The organism is Devosia sp. (genome assembly GCF_036676215.1).
Lineage (GTDB): Bacteria > Pseudomonadota > Alphaproteobacteria > Rhizobiales > Devosiaceae > Devosia.
This window is the reverse complement of sequence record NZ_JAKFDJ010000084.1, coordinates 1-19,541: the sequence shown is the minus strand read 5'-3', so window position 1 is coordinate 19,541 and position 19,541 is coordinate 1. Positions and strand designations below refer to the sequence as shown.

General features: G+C 63.5%; 24 protein-coding genes. 11 read left to right on the top strand and 13 right to left on the bottom strand.

The window, feature by feature from the left end; translation table 11 throughout:
• Position 1: 1 nt before the first annotated feature.
• The 5 genes from V6M52_RS09010 to V6M52_RS08990 all read right to left on the bottom strand — a co-directional run bounded on the left by V6M52_RS09010 (position 2) and on the right by V6M52_RS08990 (position 6,702).
• Positions 2–997, bottom strand: coding sequence for an ornithine cyclodeaminase family protein (locus V6M52_RS09010; protein ID WP_332700773.1), 996 nt, complete (start codon positions 995–997; stop codon positions 2–4).
• Between the two features lie 386 nt (positions 998–1,383).
• Positions 1,384–3,600 carry a S8 family peptidase gene (locus tag V6M52_RS09005; protein ID WP_332700772.1) on the bottom strand — a complete coding sequence of 739 codons (2,217 nt, stop codon included), beginning with the start codon at positions 3,598–3,600 and terminating at the stop codon, positions 1,384–1,386.
• 560 nt (positions 3,601–4,160) lie between these two features.
• Positions 4,161–5,378 carry an MFS transporter gene (locus V6M52_RS09000; protein WP_332700771.1) on the bottom strand — a complete coding sequence of 406 codons (1,218 nt, stop codon included), beginning with the start codon at positions 5,376–5,378 and terminating at the stop codon, positions 4,161–4,163.
• Complete coding sequence (locus tag V6M52_RS08995) at positions 5,375–6,328, bottom strand: alpha/beta fold hydrolase (RefSeq protein WP_332700770.1); 954 nt, start codon at positions 6,326–6,328, stop codon at positions 5,375–5,377. The genes V6M52_RS09000 and V6M52_RS08995 overlap by 4 nt, the downstream gene beginning before the upstream one ends.
• Before the next feature lie 2 nt (positions 6,329–6,330).
• Positions 6,331–6,702, bottom strand: a complete 372-nt coding sequence (locus V6M52_RS08990) for a VOC family protein (protein ID WP_332700769.1) — start codon at positions 6,700–6,702, stop codon at positions 6,331–6,333.
• A gap of 98 nt (positions 6,703–6,800) precedes the next feature.
• On the opposite strand from V6M52_RS08990, the gene V6M52_RS08985 reads away from it, so the two are divergent.
• From V6M52_RS08985 to V6M52_RS08970, 4 genes are all read left to right on the top strand, one after another.
• Positions 6,801–7,451, top strand: coding sequence for a TetR/AcrR family transcriptional regulator (locus tag V6M52_RS08985; RefSeq protein WP_332692283.1), 651 nt, complete (start codon positions 6,801–6,803; stop codon positions 7,449–7,451).
• Positions 7,452–7,518: 67 nt separating this feature from the next.
• Positions 7,519–8,349, top strand: coding sequence for a DUF72 domain-containing protein (locus tag V6M52_RS08980; protein ID WP_332692286.1), 831 nt, complete (start codon positions 7,519–7,521; stop codon positions 8,347–8,349).
• A 197-nt stretch (positions 8,350–8,546) separates the two neighbouring features.
• Positions 8,547–9,389: a PAS domain-containing protein gene (locus V6M52_RS08975; protein ID WP_332692289.1), complete on the top strand. Its 843-nt coding sequence runs from the start codon at positions 8,547–8,549 to the stop codon at positions 9,387–9,389.
• 137 nt (positions 9,390–9,526) lie between these two features.
• Positions 9,527–10,036, top strand: coding sequence for a disulfide bond formation protein B (locus V6M52_RS08970; RefSeq protein ID WP_332692292.1), 510 nt, complete (start codon positions 9,527–9,529; stop codon positions 10,034–10,036).
• 79 nt (positions 10,037–10,115) lie between these two features.
• Here V6M52_RS08970 and V6M52_RS19970 read toward each other — a convergent pair whose 3' ends face one another.
• The 5 genes from V6M52_RS19970 to V6M52_RS08950 form a co-directional block, all read right to left on the bottom strand.
• Complete coding sequence (locus tag V6M52_RS19970; protein WP_442881838.1) at positions 10,116–10,313, bottom strand: type II toxin-antitoxin system RelE/ParE family toxin; 198 nt, start codon at positions 10,311–10,313, stop codon at positions 10,116–10,118.
• The gene (locus V6M52_RS08965; RefSeq protein ID WP_332692298.1) at positions 10,313–10,564 is read right to left on the bottom strand and encodes a type II toxin-antitoxin system ParD family antitoxin; all 252 of its coding nucleotides are present in this window, start codon (positions 10,562–10,564) and stop codon (positions 10,313–10,315) included. Before V6M52_RS08965 ends, V6M52_RS19970 begins: the two co-directional genes overlap by 1 nt.
• A 53-nt stretch (positions 10,565–10,617) precedes the next feature.
• The gene (locus V6M52_RS08960) at positions 10,618–11,175 is read right to left on the bottom strand and encodes an HNH endonuclease (protein ID WP_332692301.1); all 558 of its coding nucleotides are present in this window, start codon (positions 11,173–11,175) and stop codon (positions 10,618–10,620) included.
• Positions 11,176–11,264: 89 nt separating this feature from the next.
• Complete coding sequence (locus V6M52_RS08955; RefSeq protein WP_332700768.1) at positions 11,265–11,924, bottom strand: alpha/beta hydrolase; 660 nt, start codon at positions 11,922–11,924, stop codon at positions 11,265–11,267.
• A complete protein-coding gene (locus V6M52_RS08950) occupies positions 11,921–12,580 on the bottom strand; it encodes a DNA-3-methyladenine glycosylase family protein (RefSeq protein ID WP_332700767.1) in 660 nt (219 codons plus the stop codon). The genes V6M52_RS08955 and V6M52_RS08950 overlap by 4 nt, the downstream gene beginning before the upstream one ends.
• 14 nt (positions 12,581–12,594) lie before the next feature.
• On the opposite strand from V6M52_RS08950, the gene gluQRS reads away from it, so the two are divergent.
• Positions 12,595–13,455 (top strand): tRNA glutamyl-Q(34) synthetase GluQRS, encoded by an 861-nt coding sequence (gene gluQRS / locus V6M52_RS08945; RefSeq protein ID WP_332692310.1) that lies wholly within the window; start codon positions 12,595–12,597, stop codon positions 13,453–13,455.
• A gap of 42 nt (positions 13,456–13,497) precedes the next feature.
• Here gluQRS and V6M52_RS08940 read toward each other — a convergent pair whose 3' ends face one another.
• Positions 13,498–14,445 carry an NAD-dependent epimerase/dehydratase family protein gene (locus tag V6M52_RS08940; protein WP_332700766.1) on the bottom strand — a complete coding sequence of 316 codons (948 nt, stop codon included), beginning with the start codon at positions 14,443–14,445 and terminating at the stop codon, positions 13,498–13,500.
• Between the two features lie 87 nt (positions 14,446–14,532).
• Here V6M52_RS08940 and V6M52_RS08935 point away from each other — a divergent pair, with 87 nt between their 5' ends.
• The 3 genes from V6M52_RS08935 to V6M52_RS08925 are packed head-to-tail and all read left to right on the top strand — an operon-like array spanning position 14,533 to position 16,249.
• A complete protein-coding gene (locus V6M52_RS08935) occupies positions 14,533–15,438 on the top strand; it encodes a LysR family transcriptional regulator (protein WP_332700765.1) in 906 nt (301 codons plus the stop codon).
• Between the two features lie 6 nt (positions 15,439–15,444).
• Complete coding sequence (locus tag V6M52_RS08930) at positions 15,445–15,645, top strand: twin transmembrane helix small protein (RefSeq protein WP_332692319.1); 201 nt, start codon at positions 15,445–15,447, stop codon at positions 15,643–15,645.
• A gap of 7 nt (positions 15,646–15,652) precedes the next feature.
• Positions 15,653–16,249: a cob(I)yrinic acid a,c-diamide adenosyltransferase gene (locus V6M52_RS08925; RefSeq protein ID WP_332700764.1), complete on the top strand. Its 597-nt coding sequence runs from the start codon at positions 15,653–15,655 to the stop codon at positions 16,247–16,249.
• Between the two features lie 2 nt (positions 16,250–16,251).
• Here V6M52_RS08925 and V6M52_RS08920 read toward each other — a convergent pair whose 3' ends face one another.
• Positions 16,252–17,385: a GGDEF domain-containing protein gene (locus tag V6M52_RS08920; protein WP_332700763.1), complete on the bottom strand. Its 1,134-nt coding sequence runs from the start codon at positions 17,383–17,385 to the stop codon at positions 16,252–16,254.
• Between the two features lie 173 nt (positions 17,386–17,558).
• Between V6M52_RS08920 and V6M52_RS08915 the strand changes: the two genes are divergently transcribed.
• A complete protein-coding gene (locus V6M52_RS08915; protein WP_332692327.1) occupies positions 17,559–17,741 on the top strand; it encodes a putative motility protein in 183 nt (60 codons plus the stop codon).
• 13 nt (positions 17,742–17,754) lie between these two features.
• Complete coding sequence (locus V6M52_RS08910) at positions 17,755–17,976, top strand: hypothetical protein (protein WP_332692330.1); 222 nt, start codon at positions 17,755–17,757, stop codon at positions 17,974–17,976.
• Between the two features lie 3 nt (positions 17,977–17,979).
• Here V6M52_RS08910 and V6M52_RS08905 read toward each other — a convergent pair whose 3' ends face one another.
• Positions 17,980–18,642, bottom strand: coding sequence for a TlpA disulfide reductase family protein (locus tag V6M52_RS08905; RefSeq protein WP_332700762.1), 663 nt, complete (start codon positions 18,640–18,642; stop codon positions 17,980–17,982).
• A 21-nt stretch (positions 18,643–18,663) separates the two neighbouring features.
• Between V6M52_RS08905 and argH the strand changes: the two genes are divergently transcribed.
• A partial coding sequence (gene argH, locus V6M52_RS08900) for an argininosuccinate lyase (RefSeq protein ID WP_332700761.1) occupies positions 18,664–19,541 on the top strand: 878 nt, incomplete at its 3' end.

Here is a 19,541-nt window from a genome sequence, read left to right as displayed (position 1 = left end):
ATCATCGCTCGAAGAAATCGAAAAAAGTACCAACGTTTTTCTCTAACGCGTTCTCATAGATCCTGCTCGCCGTCGTATTGTCTTGTACGGCCATTCCTGTGGAGTCGAAAATGGTGATTTCTTCTTCACTTTCTCGCCCGGGCTTTCTGCCGAGAAGTATCTCGCCAATTTCAGCGTGAACGTCATCATAGGCAATGACACCGCCGTTGAGCGCATGCCAGGTCTCGCCTTTTTCGGTACATTGCGCGGCTGAATCGACGACGATCTTGGCGTTCCTGAATATCTCCGGATCCAGCTCCTGCTTGCCTCGTTGATCGGTGCCGATTGCGACAATGTGTGTACCGGGCCTTATCCAATCTGCTTGCACAAGCTCCCCTTTGCCGCGTGTCGCTGTGATCAAGATATCGGCCTGCTCAACCGCCGTCTTTTTTGAATCCGAAATGACGACAGGAATACCTAGCTCGCCCTCGATGTCCGCCTTGTATTGAAGCAATGCATCCGGGGTGCGGCTCCATGCATGAATTTCCGCAATATTCATGACTTCTTTGATCGCTCGGATTTGCATCCTTGCCTGATTTCCGGTGCCAATCGACGCGATTGTCCTGGCGCTCTTTCTTGCGAGCGCTTTCACGGATACGGCCCCGGAAGCCCCTGTTCTCAGCCCGGTGATCAAGCTGCCGTCCATCACGCAAGTCAGCGCACAGCTTCGGGCATCGAACAGAAGGATCGTTCCCATGCCGCTGGGCAGGCCGTGTAACTTCGGATTATTCGCAAAGCCTCCAGAAGAGGCCTTCATGGAAATTACTTCCTTGACCTCATAATATCCGACCTTGAAGTCTATCTCGCCGCGGGGCTCGGGCAGGTGTATTCCGATATATCCTGGATTTTGTACCTGACTGCTATTGAAGGCTCGGTAGGCCTCTTCGACCGCGTCGATAACCTCCTTCATGCAGATCAATCTGCTTACTTCCTCTTTCGTAAGCAGCAGCGTTCTCATCCATTGCCTCCCTGATTTGAAGCGGGGCGTATGCCCGGAGCCCCAACTCCACTCATTGCGGGACCGGCTCGCCTGAGGCGAGTTGGTCCGCGCAAAGCAATGTCGCACTGGCTTTTCGGCAGAAGATGTTGAATAGCCCCTGAGTGCCGCATTTTTGTCTGCGTAGATGTGGCTGGGACCTGACTTAAGCTGTCTCGGCAACAGAAACGCCTTCGTCGCAGAGACCCACGAGATCGGCCTGACTGCTCGCCGTCGCGCCCGGCTTGTCTCAAGCCGAAGCGCGGCGCAAACCTCTGGCGTTCCGGCCCTCGAAGTCTCCCGTCGATTTCTCCAATGGCGTCCGTGTACCGGCGGAGCAATGCGGGGACATTTTCCTCAACGACGCATCAGAACGACTGCCCGAAGCCCATCGCCATGCCCATCGCCGACGCGCCCTGCACATGGCCGGAATCCAGCCGATACTGCAGGCCTAGCTGCAACTGGCCCGTTCCAACCGGAATTTGGTAGTCGAGGCCAAGGTCGAGCTCTCGTCCTGCAGGCTCGAGATCCGCCGCCAACTGGCGCTGCTCGATCGTGCCCTGGCTCGTCCGCCCGGTGGGAAGTTGCAGGCCCATCGTCCCGTCTTCGATGCGCAGAGGTTGCGCCACCGAAAAGCTGAGCGTGTCCTCTTTCGAGAAAACACTCCCCATTCGCGCGCCGATTTCAAAGCCGGAGAACCGAACGTCGCTCATCGAAGCGACCAGCCCAGTGCTGCTCCCGGTGGGAGCGGCATTGCCATATTCGAACCGTCCGAAAAGCCCCAGTCCGGAAGTCAGTTGCTGATCCAACCCGAGATGCAGGGTGGCGATAGCGCTGCCATCCCCCCAGCCAAATGCCTGGCCTTGCGAAAGACCCAGAAGACTGCCCTGCTCGCCCAAATAGCTCACGCCTATGCTGACACGGCTCTCCTGCCCCATGGCCAGGTTGAGCCCAGCGCCGGCAACCGTGTTCGTCCGGGCGGCTGCCCCTTGACCGGCAAAGCCGATGGCGGTGACTTCAAGCGGACCGGCGCGGTGGCTCGAGGTCGCAGCGATGCTCCCGCGGGCCAGTGAAAAGACCGAGGCGCCATGGTGGGGCGTCGCATCGGGAGAGGTTTCGAACAGGCCATTGGCCGAGTTCAGCACGGCCAGACCGCCGCCCGCTGCTTCCCGAACGCCGGGTGCGCCCGCCAGAAACGCGCGGTGCGACGGCAAAGTGCCCCATCGCGGCGGCGCGACTGACGCCATCAGGTCGGGCAGCATGGGTGTGGTCTGCGCCGCAACAAGAGCTGAGCCCTCTACGGCGTAACTCCGGTTCAAAGCATCAAAGACGGCGATATCGGATCCGGCAAGGGCGGTCTGCAGTCCATCGCCGAAGCTGTTGGGGGTAGCGACGATACTCTCGCTCAGGCCGACCCGCTCGCTCGTGACTACGTGTTCGCCCGAGAGAACCGAGACACTGCCAATGGGGCTGAGCGCGGCTGCAATATCGAGAACACCATGCCCCCATTCGCCCGAATAAGCGTGGGTGACCCCGTTCCCATAGTCCACCGAACCGCTCACGGTCACGCCCAGCCGTCCGAACCAGCTATTGTCGGCGCTGGCCAGCAGACGCTTCGTCCACTCTTCGGGGGTGAGGTCGGGAAATGCTTGGGCGAGCAGCGCCACTGTGCCTGCAATTTGCGGCGCGACATAGGAGGTGCCGGTTCCGGCAGAATAGCCCGTGTCCGAGCTTGCATTGGCGGCTGTCGTGGTCCCGTCGCCCGCGATGCAGAAACTCGCGGCCATTCCACAGGCGGCCGAGAGACGGATAGCCCTGGTAATGCTGCCGGACCCATCCACCTCGAAATAGCCGTTGGCTGCCGCAACCCATGCGCCCTGCAGGCGCTGGTCGAAGTAGGGCAAGGCAGCCATGACATCGCCCGAGGTCATGGCATTGTCGTTCGATAGCGCCCAGACGACCACGCCGCCACTCTGAAAACTCGACAGCGCATCCAGATAGGCTTGCCAATTTGCCGATCCGTAATTGCCGATCACCGCGTTAAGCCCCTGCGCTACGGTTCGCCCCGGATTGGCCTGCAGATGCGCCTCGAAGTCGGCCGCCGAAACATTGAAGCCCCAGGAGTTATTCTGCGCAACGGCACCAAGCGAAGCAGCGTGCAGGGTTCCCGTCGTGACGTTGGCGAGGTTCAACGTGGTGCCACCTGTGGGGTTGATCGCGGTGAGGTGCAGGTCGGCACCAGGCGCCACGCCGTGCATGACGCTGCCGTCCTGAACGCCAGCGATCAGGGAGGCGACGTGCGTGCCGTGGTCGGAACTGGGTAGTGCACCAGACTGGTAGATGGTCTTGCCGGCAAATTCCTGATGGCTCGTCCGAAAGCCGGTGTCCACGATCGCCACGATCTGGCCCGCGCCCGTGAGGCCCGATGACAGCGCGGTGTGAAGATTGTGCAACGCGAACGCTTGAGACTGCCCCACTGCGGGAGCGCCGGACGACGCGCATCCAACAAAGGCACAATTGGCGTCAGCGCCGCGGAATTCGGCGGATGTGAGGATTTGCTGCGCGCGTACCGGGTCAAAGGTCACGCCTCCCGAGGCCCAGCTGCTCCCTGATGGAGGAGCCGCGCTAGCGGTGCCTGAGTCCGAGCTGGTGCTGCCGCTGGAGCAGCCGGCCAGTGCCAGCGCAGCGAGCAGTGGCAATAGGCGCAATGGGTGAGGAGCGTACATGCGAAGGCCCGGAGCACGTGTTGCGCCCTGGGACGCTTAGGCCGCAGCGGTTAGCACAGGGAAAACGGCGCTGGTGATCACAATTGGGTCCAGACAGTGCTGACGTGATCACAATTTGCCTGAGACAGAACTGGCCGGGCCATCGACGAAGGTCTCAGGAACGCCTGGGCGGTCATCCCGACATCAGCGGCACGCAACGGCAGGCATCGCCACCTTCCTCGCCGCATTCTCCGCGGCCCGCGCCGCGGACGTCCGCGACGCACTCGGCGAGGGCGCCGAACGCCAGCCGATGCCGAGCAGCGTGAGCAGCAGCCAGAACTGTCCCAAAGCCCCCCGGAGCCGATGGCGGCGAGATCATCAAGAACGGCAAGATCACCCTGAGCAACCGGCCCGGCATCAGCGCCCGGGCAACGGAGCGGTTACGCCCTGGCGCCACGCCGTTCGGCCAGTTCCTCCACCACGATCAGCGCAATGCCGAGCACGACCAGCGGCAGGACCAGCAGGTTGAGGACCCACCAGCCGACGGCGGCAATCAGGCCGCCCGAGGCAAAGGTCACCAAGGCGACGATAGAAAACAGCGCAAATTCGCTGAAGGCCTGGGTCTTGGCTGCTTCCTCGGGGCGGTAGAGATCGGTGATCATGGCGGTGCCGGAGATGAAGCCGAAATTCCAGCCGAAGCCGAGCAGCGTCAGCATCAGCCAGAACTGGCCTACGCTGGTACCGGTCAGCGAGACGCCGGCGGCGGCGGCGATCAGCACGAAGCCCGCAGCGGCAATGGCGGAGCGGCCATAGCGGCTAATGAGCCGGCCGGTGAAGAAGCTTGGTCCGAACATGGCGAGCACATGGAAGATGATGCCGATCTGGGCATCGGCGACCGAGTGTCCGCAGAGCTGCACCATGGCCAAAGGCGCAGCCGTCATGACCAGGCTCATCATCGCATAGGCGGAAACGGTGATCAGCATGGCGAGCAGGTAGCGCGGCTGGCTGATAATGACCCGCAGCGGCCGGCCATCCTGCTGCCCGGCGGGCAATGGCTTGGGCTTGGGCACGCGCAGCCCTGCCAGCAACGGCACGGCGCAGAGAAACAGCAAAGCCAGGAGGAAAAACGGCCCGGCATAGGGCGCGTCGGGCCAGATGCCCCGGCCATGGATGGCAAGCTGCGGGCCGGCCACGCCCGACACGATGCCTCCGGCCATGACCCAGGCGATCGCCTGGTCCTTGAAGGTCGGATCGGACGCGTCGGCGGCGGCAAAGCGGTATTGCTGCAGAAAGGCCGCGGCGCCGCCCAACACCATCATGCCAATGGCAAAGAACCAGAATGAGCCCAGGCCGAGCGCCAGGCTTGCCAGACCGGCCCCGGTGCTGCCCACCAATGCGCCGGTGATGAAGCCGGCGCGCCGGCCGACACGGCGCATCAGCAAGGCCGCGGGGATGGCGGCGATGGCCGAGCCGATCACGAAGGTGGTGACCGGCATGGTCGACAGGCTCAGCGCATCGGCCGGCAGGACCGAGGCGCCCGCCAGACCGCCCGAGCCGATGGCAATCGGACCGACCGAGCCGGCAATGGCGCTGCTGGCCGCCAGCAGCAGGGCCGTCTTTTGCGATTGACCAAACGGCAGGCGGGCGGATTGGCTCATCTCAAAGCGGTCTCCAGGCGTCGGGCAAATTCGGCGGGCTCGGTTTCAAAGCCCATATGATCGCCGGGCACGGCGACCGGTGCCACGCCGAGCGCGCTGGCCAGTGCCATCGTCATCTCATGGATAGGATGTCCTGTCGATTGCTCACCGATGGCCACGATGACCTTGGGCGCCCCCGCCGCCTTGAGCGTGGCGACGTCAGGCGTGTAATTGGAAAGCGGCAGCATGCCCTGCGCGAGCCAGTACTCGAAATTACCGCTAACCCGCATGAAGGTTTCCGCGGCATCGGGGGGCATATTGGCCGGGTCGAAATCGGGCATATCGCCCTCTGGCGCGTCGCCGCCGTCGAGCCCGGCTTGGCCGAAGAACTGGGCCATGGCGGCATCGACGCCCTGGCTCTTGTAGGTCTCGTACAGGGCACGGTTGGCGGCCAGCATGGGCGCGGGATCGTCCATGAGCATGATGGACGGTGGTTCATGCGCCACGAGGGCCGTGACCAGGTGCGGATGGCGGGCGGCGAGGTTGAGGCCGATCTGGGCGCCGCCGCTGGTGCCGAACACATAGGCCGGGCCGCCTATATGGGCGATCAGGGCGGCGGCATCGTCGGCCTGCTGGTCGACGTCGAGCGGGGTCGGCCCACCATCGAAGCTACTGCGCGAATTGCCGCGCGGATCATAGGACACGACCGTGAAGCCGGTGGACAGCTCGGCGGCCAGCGGGGTGAAGACGCCGGCATCCTGCGGGCCGCCGGGGATGATGAGCAGGGTCGGCCCCGCGCCTGTCGTTTCGTAATAGAGCGTGGCGCCGGGCACTTCGAGCGTGGCGGACTGGGTTTGGCTGGTCATCTGGCTAACTCCTGGTTCGGTACCGGTGGGCTGGGCATGGGTTGGGATCGCTGAGAGCAGCGACAGCAGGGCCGTCGCGGCCACAAGGTGGGCGGAACGCGGCATGGTCAGGCTCCCGCGCTGGACAGGATCATCCGGTTGCCTTCGCTGTCGCGGAATTCGGCGACCGTCTTGCCCGGCTGCCAGGCCGGTTCATGCGGCTCGGTGACGATGGTCACACCACGACTTCTGAGCGTGGCGACGCTGTCGGCGACATTGTCGACCATCACAACCAGCACCGGCACATCACTGGGCCGGTCGTCGGCCCGGCGGATGAAATGCAGGTTCGTCTGGCCACCGGGCAGGCCGAGTTCGACCCAGCGCCAGCTGTCCGCGCCCATCGGGCTATCGGCGACGACGGAGCATCCAAGGGCGTCACGGTAAAACTGCTTGGCCCGATCCTGATCGACGACGGGCAATTCGGCGAATTGGATATGCATCTTCCTCTCCTAGAAATCAAACTAGACCGTTCAGTTCTGTTATAGAACTAGACTGTACAGTTTGATTGTGTCAAGTAGGTCGGGAAACGGAGTTCGAAATGCCGGCCAGTGCCCCATCCGCCCCCGCGACGCGTTCGGAGCGCAAGCATGCCGCCATCATCGCGGCCGCGGCGGAGGTGTTCCTCGATATGGGTTATGATCGGGCCAGCATGGACGAGATTGCGGCGCGTTCCAGCGTCTCCAAGCAGACCGTCTACAAGCACTTCAGCAGCAAGGACCTGCTCTTCGTGGCCGTGGTCACCGAAATGATGGACGAGGCGGGTGCGGCGGTGCACCGGGCGCCGCCCAACTTGCGGGACCGGGCGGAACTCGAGGCGTTCCTGCTCGACTACGGCATACGCATCCAGACCGTGGCGCTGACTCCCGGGCTGATGCAGCTGAGGCGGCTGGTGATATCGGAGGTGCAGCGCTTCCCCGAGCTGGCCCGCGAACTCTATGCGCGCGGGGCCGGACGGGCCATCGGCACCATGGGGGCCCTGTTCGAAACGCTGCGGGAAGACAAGCTCCTGGCCTTCGACGATGCAGCGGAAACCGCCGCGCAGCTCAATTGGTTGCTGATGGGTGAGCCGGTCAATCGGGTCATGATGCTGGGCAATGACGCCATCCCCACGACAGCCGAAATCCGGCGCCATACCAAGGCTGCCATCGCCACATTCCTCGCCGCCTTCCTGCACCCCGAGCAGTGCTAGCGGTGTTTTGGCCTCGCAGGAGCGAGGGATTTTGGGCTAGCTTGCCCGGGCAACGGGGACCATGGGCATGACGACTGGCGCGATACGGACCGGAACGGCTGGCTGGGTGTTCGAACCCTGGCGCGGCACCTTTTTCCCTGAGGGGCTGGTGCAGAAAAAGGAGCTGGCCTATGCCAGCTCCCGGCTCGGCAGCATCGAGATCAACGCCACTTTCCGCGCCAACCAGAAGCCCGAGAGCTTTGCCAAATGGGCAGGCGAGGCCCGCAATGGCTTCGTCTTCTCGATCAAGGGTCCGCAACTGGTCACCCACATCAAGCGGCTCAAGAATTGCGAGCAGGAGCTCGCCAATTTCTTTGCCTCGGGCCCGCTGGCCCTGGGCGCCAAGCTCGGCCCCTTCATCTGGCAATTACCGCCCAATATCAGTTACAATCGCGAGGTGCTGGGCGCCTTCCTGACGCTCCTGCCCAGGACAACCGCCGACTATGTCGCGCTTGCCGGCAAGGCCGATAGCCGGCTTAAATCCGCTCCGTTCCTCGCCACCGACAATGTCGGCCCTATCCGCCACGCCATCGAGATGCGCAATGCCAGTTTCGACGCGCCGGAAGTCAACGCCCTGCTCGCCGAGCACAACGTCGCGCGCGTCATTGCCGATACGCCGGACAATCCGTCGCGCGAACTGACTGCCGACTTCGCCTATTGCCGCCTGCAGGGGCCGGCGCGCGGCGATGGCCAGGGCTACCGGCCCGCCGACATTGCCGACTGGGCCGCCACGATCGGTGGCTGGACGGCGGCCGGCACGGACGTCTTCGCCTACTTCGTGCACGAGGATAAACTGCACGCTCCAGCCAATGCCATCGCCCTGCGCCAGGCGCTTGGGGTTAGCCTGCCCGGCGACTGATCACGACCCCAGAGGACCAGGGCTGTCGCTGTATCCGACTCTCCTGGCTGGCGCTCGGAAACGGCGTCCGCGCCGCCTGTGGACCAGCAGTTTTTCCCGCCTGCGACAGATTTCGGTAATGCAATGGTGATCTAGTGACTGCCATCACCACGCGGCCGATAGCGTGTTCCGAGAAACCATTTTCAATGCTGAACGCCATGCAAACAGATTGCCAACCCCCCGCCGTCGTGCATGCCGATGCCATGCTGGGCGTACTCGCCAACCAGCTCGGCATGGGATTCTGGCGCGTGCTGGTGGCCAATGGTGCCGTGTACTGGTCCGAGCAGGTCTTCGAAATCTATGGCCTGCCGGTTCAGGCCGAACCGTTGACGATGGAAGAGGCCATAGGCCACGTCGTCGAATATGATCGGCCGATGGCCGTAGCGCTGCTGAAGCGAAGCGTAGCCGAAAAGCACGGCCAGAAGGTCATATTCCGGATCGAGACCGGCGCCGGGATCAAGCTGATCGAATGCACCGGCGATGTCAGGATCGGTCCGGGCGGCGAGGTTTCGGAAGTCTTCGGCACGATGCAGGACATAACCGGCCGGTCGATGAAGGACGCCAATGCCGTTGGCCGCAGCCTATTGGTACGCACCCTGATGAAGAACGTGCCCGCGGCCATTGCCGTGTTGGACCGGGACATGAATTACCTGGCGGTCAGCGACTACTGGATCGCCGGGCACAAGACCAGCGAGGGCAGCAAATTGATCGGCAAGAACCACTATGCCGTGCGCCCGGATATCAGCGCCGAACACCGGGCCGAGCACAAGCGCGTTCTGGCCGGCGAGACCATTCACAGCCCGCGCGCCTATATGAAGGACGCGACCGGCAAGATCGTGCCGCAGATGTGCGTCATGTGTCCCTGGCACAAGGTGGACGGCACTATCGGCGGCATGATGTTGATGCTGGGCGCCTTCGACACGCCCGTGGCCCTGGCGCCGGCCGGCCCGACGCTTCGACCAACCCGGCACGAACTCCTCGAGATCCTGCAGGACCTTTGACCGGGCCACAGGTCAGGGTCGCTGGGCCGCAAGGCGCGTGGCCGGCGCCGCCCGAAATTGATCACAAGCCTGTTTCCCGCTGGAATTTGTCGCAATCGCGTTCTATCCAGCCTCAGCGTCACCCGAGAGTTCCCAGCATGGCCGCATCGATCCTTTACCCGCTCGACAAGAAATCGGCGGGGCTCGCTTTCGTCCTCGGGCTGGTGACCATCCTGGCCGCGCTCGGCTCGCAGGTCATTGGCGGACTGGTGCCCTGCGAACTCTGCCTCGAACAGCGCCTGGCCTATTACTATGGCCTGCCTCTCTTGCTGGCGGTGCTCATCACCTGGAACCGGCTGCCGCTGGCGGTCTGGTACATTGCCATGGCCATCGTCACCGCCATCTTCGTCTGGGGCGCCTATCTGGGCTTTTATCATGCCGGCGTCGAATGGGGCTTCTGGCCCGGCCCCACCGCCTGCACCGGTATCGGCGAGACCATGAATTTCGATGCGCTGAGCAACCTCACCCCGGTCATCGGCTGCGACGTGGTGCAGTTCCGTTTCCTGGGCATTTCCCTGGCCGGCTACAATGCGTTGATCGCGACCGCCATCGTGGCATTGCTGGGGGTTTCGATCTGGGCACAGGCACGGCGAAACCGGCGGGTTTAGGACCCTACAGAGTCAAGCCGCCAATATCCCTGGCGCCATGGATCACGTGGACAATCTGCACCCTATCCTCGAATACCCGCTACAAGACGAGATAGTTGCCGACCGGCATACGCCGAATGTGGGTCAGTTCCTGCAGGAGGGGATAACGCAGGCTGTCGGATCCCAATGAACGACAAGCAGCGCGTAGCTCAGCAACGAATGTCCTTGCACGTTTGCGATTGTCGAATGCGATATCGGTCAAGTCGCGTAACGAGGCAGGCGTGTAGACGACGCGCATCAGTCGCTGTCGTCGGCGTAGCGAGCCTCAAGCTCGTCGAAGACTTCTTCTTCTGACAGCCACCGTCCTGCGTCGGCCTCGGCGATAGCCAGCCGCACGCTCGCGTCCAGTTCCTTGAACCGCGCCTCGCGCTCCTGCACCAGGCGGACGCCTTCGCGCAGCACTTCGCTCTTGGAATTGTAGCGGCCGTTTTCGACCAGGTCGTTGACGACCTTTTCGAGGTTTTCACCCAGTTCAGCACTGATCGCCATGACCATATCTCCCGACAGGACGCGATAGTTATTGGCCGCCCTCTCGGCAAGCCCTACGGCTCCAGCTCGATATCCCAGTAGAGATAATCCAGCCAGCTCTGGTGCAGGTGGTTGGGCGGGAAGGCCCGGCCATTATTGTGCAGGTCATGCACTGTGGGATGGTAGGGCGCCTGATGCGGGAACATCCGGATCTCGCTGGGCATGCGGTTGGCCTTGCGCAGATTGCACGGCGCACAGGCGGCCACGACATTCTCCCAGGTCGTCAGCCCGCCCTTGGAGCGGGGAATGACATGGTCGAAGGTCAGATCGTCCTTGGCGCCGCAATATTGGCACTGGAAGCGATCGCGCAGGAACACGTTGAAGCGGGTAAAGGCGGGGTGTCGTGCCGGCTTCACATAGTCGCGCAGCGAAACCACGCTGGGCAGTTGCATCTGGAAGCTGGGGGAGTGGATGACCGTGTCATATTGCGACACGATGTTCACCCGATCGAGGCATACCGCCTTGATCGCGTCCTGCCATGACCAGAGCGACAGCGGATAATAACTGAGCGGCCGGAAGTCGGCGTTCAGCACCAATGCGGGACAGGCCTCAGGCGACACGTGGATGGTCACTTGAGTCTCCCGGAACGGGAATCGAGTAAGTCCATAGCTTCTTATACTAAGCCCTTTGTGTCAGGGCTGTGAAGCGGGGGGCAATGCCTTTATTTGAGGGCGACACGCTCGATGAAGGCACTGGCGAAAGCCAGCCCGTCCGGAGCGATGCCGTGGCCGACCCCTTGGCTGACGTGATAGGACACATCGTAGCCGGCCAGCCGCAGCGCCACGTCGGCATCGGCGCTGAGTTCGGCATCGACCACCTCGTCCATGTCGCCATGGATGAGGCATACCGGGCTTCTGGCCAGCGGCCCGGCGCCGAAACCCTCGGGCGGCACGAAGGCCCCGGAAAAGGCGATGATGCCCATCAGCGGCCTGTCGAGCGACAGCCCGACATGCAGCGCCATCATCGCGCCCTGGCTGAAGCCGGCAAGGATGGTGTTTTCCGGCGTGATGCCGGTCTGGCTCCACAGGTCATCGAGGAACTCGGCCAGCACCGGTCGCGCCTGCAGCACGCCCAACTGCCGGCTGGCCAGCCGGTCGCCATCGAAGCTCACATCGAACCACTGAAATCCCGACGCCAGTTGACGGCACTGCTCGGGACCGTTGGGCGAGATGAAAACGGCGTCAGGCAGCACACCCTGCCAATGTGGCGCCAGCCCGATGAGATCATTGCCGTCGCTGCCATAGCCATGCAGCAGCACCACCGCCTGCTGGGGCAGTCCGCCGGATGCAGGCGGCAGCATGGGGCCGGAAAGCTTGGTCACAACAGGAGTCCTTCTCGATCGCGCATCACCGCGAAATAGCGCCAGAACAACAAAGCCGCCGCGGAACGATGCGGCGTCCAGGCGGCAGCGATGCCGATCATGTCCTTGATGGAAGGACGAGCGTCAAGCCCGAGCCCGTGCTGCACCGCTTTGAGCAGCGCCAGGTCGCCGGCCGGGAATACGTCCGGATGCCCGGCGCAGAACACGAGATAAACCTCCGCCGTCCAGGGCCCGATGCCCTTGTGGGCGACGAGGTACCGCACCGCCTCTTCCGCCGGCAGGGTTTCGAGATGTGCGAAATCGAGCTCTCCGGCCACCATGGCCTCGGCAATGACCCGCACGGTGCGGAACTTGCCACCGGAAAAGCCGGTTGCGCGCACCGCCTCTTCGCTGAGCGACAGGTAGGTCACCGGATCGAGCGCACCGGGCAGCAGTTCGAAGCGGCTCCAGATCGCCCGCGCGCTGGCCACCGACAATTGCTGCCCGCAGATGACATGGGCAATGCCGACAAAGCCCGGTTCGGTGATGCGCGGCTGAACGTCGCCGGCAAAGTCGCGGACCGGGGCAAGGCGCCGATCGATACCGACCAGGGCCTCGATATGGCCGGCCACAGCGCCGGCGCTGTCCAAGCGCGGTGACGGACGGACCGGGCTCATGCTAGGAACGCCTTGTGCCGCAGAAGAACTCATCGAAACCCATCCTTCGCTTCGCCCCCAGCCCCAATGGCCGGCTGCATCTCGGCCACGCTTATTCGGCCCTCTATACCTGGAACGCCGCCACGCTGCTGGGCGGCGTCGCCCTGTTGCGGATCGAAGACATCGACGCCGAGCGCAGTAAACCCGAATTCGCCGCGGCAATCTTCGAGGATCTGCACTGGCTGGGGCTCGACTGGCCCGAGCCCGTCATGCGCCAGTCGGACCGCATGGACATCTACGCCGCAGCCGGCAATCAGTTGCGCGACCAGGGCCTGCTTTATCCCTGCTTCTGCTCGCGCAGCGCGATTGCCGCCCATGCCGGCGACACCGATCCGGAGGGGGCACCGCTCTATCCCGGCACCTGCCGGCATCTCGGTCGCGGCACCCAGATCGAACGCCTGGAGCGTGGCGATCCGGTGCAGTTCCGTCTGGATACGGAAAAGGCCATGGATCGGGTCGGCATGCTGACCTTCACCGCGGTGGGCCCGCTAGTGACCGACCGGCCGCAGATACGCTATGCCCGCCCGCAGCGCTGGGGCGATGTCGTGCTGCAGCGCAAGGACATGCCGGCCAGCTATCACCTGAGCGTCGTGGTCGACGATGCGGCGCAGGGCATTACCCATGTCACCCGCGGTCGCGACATGGAGGCCGGGACCGATATCCATGTACTGCTGCAGATGCTCCTCGGCCTGCCCTCGCCCATCTACAATTTTCACAAGCTTATCCTCGATGACGCGGGCCGGAAGCTGGCAAAATCGAAGGGCTCTGAGACTTTAGCTGACCTGCGAGCCAGAGGCTGGACACCGGACAATGTGCGCAAGGCGGTCGGCTTCTAGGCCCAACACCCACCGTGTCGAGTTTGGAGGCGAGTTCTCGATTTACGCCGCCACCTTCCGCGCCAGAAACGGTTTCACCGTCTCGGCTACCGCCACCTCGAACGGCGTGCCGAAATCCGGACCCAGTATGGCGTCGAGCCGCGGGTCGACCAGTTCCATCGGATTGTTCCAGAGGTAGCGCATTTTGAGCACCTCGCGGATCACCCCATTGGCCAGCCCCATGGCCTGCAGGAATATCCATGGCAGCCGCGCAACCTTGAGCGGGGTGGGCGCGGCCTTGAGTATGGCCTCCACCAGCGCGCCATGCGTCATATAATGGCCGGCGAAGTGGAAATTCTCGAAGGCACCCAACGCAGCCCGCTGCTCGCCCAGCACCGCAAAGGCCCGACCCAGATCGGGCAGATAGGCCCAGGCATGACCCAGCTTGAGATCGGCCATGTGATAGATTTTGCCCTTTCTGGCCTCCATCATGATCGCCTGGTCAAACCAGTCGCCGACATTGTTGGGCGCGTAGAAATCCCCGGCCCTGATAATGATGGTCTGGAACTTGCCGGCTTTCGAGGCAGCCGCCAGCATCTCCTCCTGCCGCACGCGGATAGCGCCGCGCGGTGTCTGCGGGCGCTGCTGTGTCGAGGGCGCCATGCGCCGGTCCGAGGCCGCGTAATTATAGACATTGCCCGGAAACATCAGCGTCTTGCCGCTGCTCCCCATGGCCGCGATCACCGTGGACAGTTGTGCCTCGGCACGACCCTTGTCCCATTTGTCGTAGGGCAGGTTCAGCGCGTTGACGACGATATCGGCATCGGCAATGGCACCCCTCAGATCGTCGAGGCTCGCCGCATCGCCCTGGATAAAGCCGACGTCGGGGATTGGATGGCGGTTGGATCGGCCGAAGCCGGTCACCGAAAACCCGGCCTGCTGGAAGGCTCGCGCGGCGTGGTGTCCGATATGCCCGTTAATGCCGAGAACCGTGACTTTACCCTTGCTCATCGTCGTCTCCATTGTTTGATGGACATAAGTATCTATCATTCATTATTGTGGCGACATTGGCTGATATCGTAGGTGTTGTATTCATAAATGAATAGAGAACCGGATTGGGCTCTCTGGCGCAGTTTCGCCGCCGTGGTGGCCAATGGCTCGCTCTCGGCCGCGGCGCGCGAACTGGGCATCAGCCAGCCAACCGTGGGCCGGCATGTCGAAACCCTCGAAGCCGATCTGGGCCTGGCCCTGTTCGAACGCACGCTCACCGGCCTCAAGCCCAACAGCACGGCGCTACGGCTTTATGAACCCGTCAACAAGGCGCAGGCCGCTCTGGCCGAGGCCGCCATCATGGCCGAAGGGGCCCAGGATGATCTCGGTGGCACGGTGCGCATCACCGCCAGCGCCATCATCTCCAACTATGTGCTACCCGGCCTGCTGGTGCCGATCCGGCAGCGTTTTCCCCGCATCGCGCTCGAACTGGTACCCTCCGATTCGGCCGAAAACCTGCTGCTGCGCGAGGCCGATATCGCCGTCCGCATGTTCCGCCCCACCCAGCTCGAACTGGTGACCAGGCACTTGGGCGACCTGCCCATCGTGCCGGCGGCACATGAAAGCTATCTGGCACGTCGGGGCACGCCCAAAGCCATCGAGGAGCTCTTCGATCATGACATGATCGGAATGGACCGCTCCGATCTCATCATCGCTCATGCCCAGACGCTGGGCCTGCCGCTCCGGCGCGAACACTTCCTGCTGCGCTCGGACGACCAGACCCACATGTGGGAGCTGATCAAGGCGGGGCTGGGCATCGGCTTCGCCCAGGCCAATCTGGTAGAGGCAACGCCCGGCATGGTGGCTCTGCCGCTTGACCTCAGGATTCCCCCGCTTGAAGTCTGGCTCACCACGCACAGGGAATTGTTCACCTCGCACCGGATTCGTGCCATCTATGATGCGCTGGCCGAGGGTCTCGCGACCCATATCAATGGCCGGCAATCCAATCGGTAGGACACCATGCAGACCGCTCTCAACATCGCCATTGCCCTCGCCCTGCTTTTCGTCGTCGCGGTCCTGGGCATGGGCTTGTGGAACATGGCCAAGGGCGGACCGGGCAATACCAGCCAGCGCCTGATGCGCCTGCGGGTCATCGGCCAGGCGGTAGCTCTCGTGCTGCTGCTGGGCGCGCTATTCTTCTTCGGCGGCGGGCGGGGTTAGCCGACACATGGTCAAGCTCAACCGCATTTATACCAGGACCGGCGATACCGGCACGACCAGCCTCGTGCGCGGCCCGCGCCGCGCCAAATACGATCTGCGCGTCGAGGCCTATGGCACGGTGGACGAAGCCAATGCCAGCATCGGCGCGGCACGCATCCACACCGGCTCCATGCCCAAGATCGACATGCTGCTCGGCCGCATCCAGAATGACCTTTTCGATGTTGGCTCGGACCTGGCGACGCCCGGCCTCGATGAACCGGACGCCCAATATCCAACCCTTCGCATCCGTCCGGTACAGACCGAGTTTCTCGAAAAACAGATCGATCACTACAATGCCGATCTGGCTCCATTGACGAGTTTTATCCTGCCCGCCGGCACGCCACTGGCCGCGGCACTGCACGTGGCGCGCACCGTGACGCGCCGCGCCGAACGTATCACCGTCGAGCTGGCCGCCGCCGAATCCGACACCAGCCCCGAAGCTGTGCGCTATCTCAATCGGCTTTCCGACCTGTTATTTGTGCTGGCGCGGGTCGCCAACAACAATGGCGCCAAGGACGTGCTCTGGATCCCCGGCAGCCATGGCGACCTGAAAAAGGGCGGCTGAGCCTAGGCGGCGCGGGGCGGCAGGCTGTAGGCCCCAGGCTCAATGGGTTCGCGCAGCAGCATCTCGCCGGAAAACACCACGCGATTGCGGCCGTTGCGCTTGGCCGCATAAAGCGCCGCGTCGGCCTGCACGAACAATTCGCTGCTCGGCGTTGACCCGGAGGCCAGGGCCACGCCGACGCTGGCGGTGATGGCGATGCTGCGACCTTCCCATTGGATATCGAGCGTTTCGATCGCCCGGCGCAGCCGCTCGGCGATCTGCCGGGCCCTGACCGAATCGGTGTCGGGCAGCAGTACCGCCAGCTCCTCGCCGCCCAGACGGGACAGCAGATCCTGGTTGCGCGTATGGGTGCGCAGGATGGCCGAAACCTGCTGCAGCACATAGTCGCCTGCCGCATGGCCATGGGTGTCATTGACCACCTTGAAGCGGTCCAGGTCGAGGATCAGCAGCGCGGCTTCGCTGTCGTCGGGCCGCAGCCCCTCGATTCCGCGCTCGAAGGCCCGTCGATTGGGCAGCGCTGTCAGCGGATCGGTCAGCGCGTCGGTCTTCCAATGCTGCTCGCGCTCGATCTGGGTGAGTTCGCGCTCGACAAACAGGCCGAGCAGCACGGAGGCCGTTACCGAGGCCGTGACCATATAGGGTCCGATGACGCTCACCAGCGACCAGATGGTGGAATAACCCATGGCAATGCCGGTCAACAGATAGCAGGAGATCACCAATCCCAGCACCACCAGGTGCCGCACCTTGATACGCCCCTTGGGACGAAGGAAATACCGCCAGCCCAGCCCCAGCAGGGCGGCCGCGGCAATGCCAATGGTGCCCGTACCCGCGCCGAAGCCTCCCAGCCACAACCGATAGGTGCCGCTGATGGCCACCGCGACCAACGCCGCCGGCCAGCCGCCAAAGGCGGCGGCGAAGCCCACGATCAGCGCGCGCGAATCCACCACCGCGCCTTCCCCGATCCGGGCCGGCGTCATGATGGCGACGATGGCGCCACTGCCAAAGATGACGCCCTGCACCAGCGAACGCACTGCCCGATGCCAGAGCTGCCGCTCGACAATGCCGAAGGCGATCGCCATCAGCGCCAGGAGGCTGATGGCGTGGACAAGGGCAAGAAACAGCTCCTGGATGAACATGCGAGCGACGGCCTCAGAACGCGGATGGCACTATGTGCTCGTAGAAACGTAAGCGAGCCATGAACTAAAGGAACAAACCCCGCAAATTTCACCAAATTGCCACGATTGACCAAGGCTTTGTTTACACCCCCGGCCTAGGGTTGCGGCTTGGACTGTCAGCACAGGAGGTCCAGATGAACACCGACCTCTCCATGCAGATGCTCGCGATGAACTCGATGAAGACGCAACACAGCGTCCAGATCACCGTGTTCAAGAAGGCCCACGAGATGCAGACCGAACTGCTCGACACGCTGATGCAGACGGCCCTGTCGGCGCCGCCGCCCGGCCAGGGCGTGAAGGTCGACAAACTGGCGTAAAGGGGAGTGCTCGATGAGCAACGCTCTCGGCATCGGCCCGGCCGTGATGATCAATCGCATCGTCGATAGGAGCGGCACGCCGCTCGCCGCCCAGCTTGCCAAGGTCGCCGAACTTCGTGTGGCCCTGGAGAGCGCCGTCCAGGACCAGCAGGCCAGGGCCGCCGATCTGAGCCCGACCGGCGAGGCCGATGCGCCGGTGGTAAATTCGGGCGCTGTGGTGGATAGGCTGATCTAGCGCCTAGGCACCCAGTCCCAGCAGCGCCGCGATCACCGCCTCGCCATCGGGCGTATTCCATTCCGCCGGACCCTGCAGCACCCCCAGCTCGCAGCCATTCTCGTCCAGCACCAGCGTTGCCGGCAGCCCCACCGCCACCGCCTGTTGCTTGAGCCGGTCGAAGGCGGCGAACGTATTGTCGGCATAGAGCGGCAGATTGGCGAAATTGTTTTCGTCGAGGAATGCCAGCGCCTTGGCGAGCCCGCCTTCCCCGATATCGAGATTGATCGGCAGCACCATGAAGGCATCCGAATTGTATTTGGTCGCCAATGCGTCGAGCGCCGGCATTTCCTCGCGGCAGGGCACGCACCAGCTGGCCCAGAAATTGACCAGCAGCGCCTTGCCCTTGAAGTCGGCGATGGTCATGTCGGCGCCATCAGCATCCTTGAACGCCATGGTCGCATAGCCGCGTCCCTCGCCGGTGCCGTTGAGCGCCGCCAGCTCCCCCAATGCCGCCTCGCCGATCACCGCCGCCGCCTCGGCCTGAACCGGGCATTCCTTTGCCAGCCCGGCATTGCCGAGCCACACCCACGCCGCTATAGCTACGCCCAATCCCACCACGACCAGAGTGACCCACAGCCGGACCCGGCTCGTAGCTCCGGGGCGGGGCGCCTGCATGTCGGTCATAAGCAATCTCCGAGGTATTCGATGAGCAACAAGATGTGGGGCGGCCGGTTCGCCACCGGCCCCGACGCCATCATGGAGGAAATCAACGCCTCGATCGGCTTTGATCAGCGTCTCTACCGCCAGGATATTGCCGGATCGATCGCCCATGCCACAATGCTCGCCGAGACGGGCATTCTGACGCAGGAAGATCGCGACAGCATTGTAGCGGGTCTAAACGAGGTGCTGGCCGAAATCGAGGGTGGCACCTTCACGTTCTCGCGGGCGCTGGAAGACATTCACATGAATGTCGAAAGCAAGCTGCGAGAAAAGATCGGCGATGCTGCCGGCAGGCTGCACACTGCCCGCTCGCGCAACGACCAGGTGGCGACTGATTTCAAGCTCTATGTGCGCGACACCATCGACACCCTGGTGACCCAGGTGGCGACGCTGCAACTGGCTCTGGTGACCCGCGCCGAAGAAGAAGCCGAGACCATCATGCCCGGCTTCACCCACCTGCAAAGCGCCCAGCCGGTGACCTTCGGCCACCACCTGCTCGCCTATGTCGAAATGCTCGGCCGCGATGCCGGCCGCCTGCTCGATGCCCGCAAGCGGTTGAACGAAAGTCCTTTGGGATCAGCGGCTTTGGCCGGAACGCCCTATCCGATCGACCGCCACATGACGGCCGAAAAGCTCGGTTTTGACCGGCCCACCGCCAATTCGCTCGACGCCGTTTCCGACCGCGATTTCATCCTCGAGACCCTGGCCGCCGCCACCATCTGCGCCGTGCACCTCTCCCGCTTCGCCGAGGAAATGGTGATCTGGAGCAGCGCCCAATTCGGCTTCGTGCGCCTTTCCGACAAGTTCACCACCGGCAGCTCGATCATGCCGCAAAAGCGCAATCCCGACGCCGCCGAACTGGT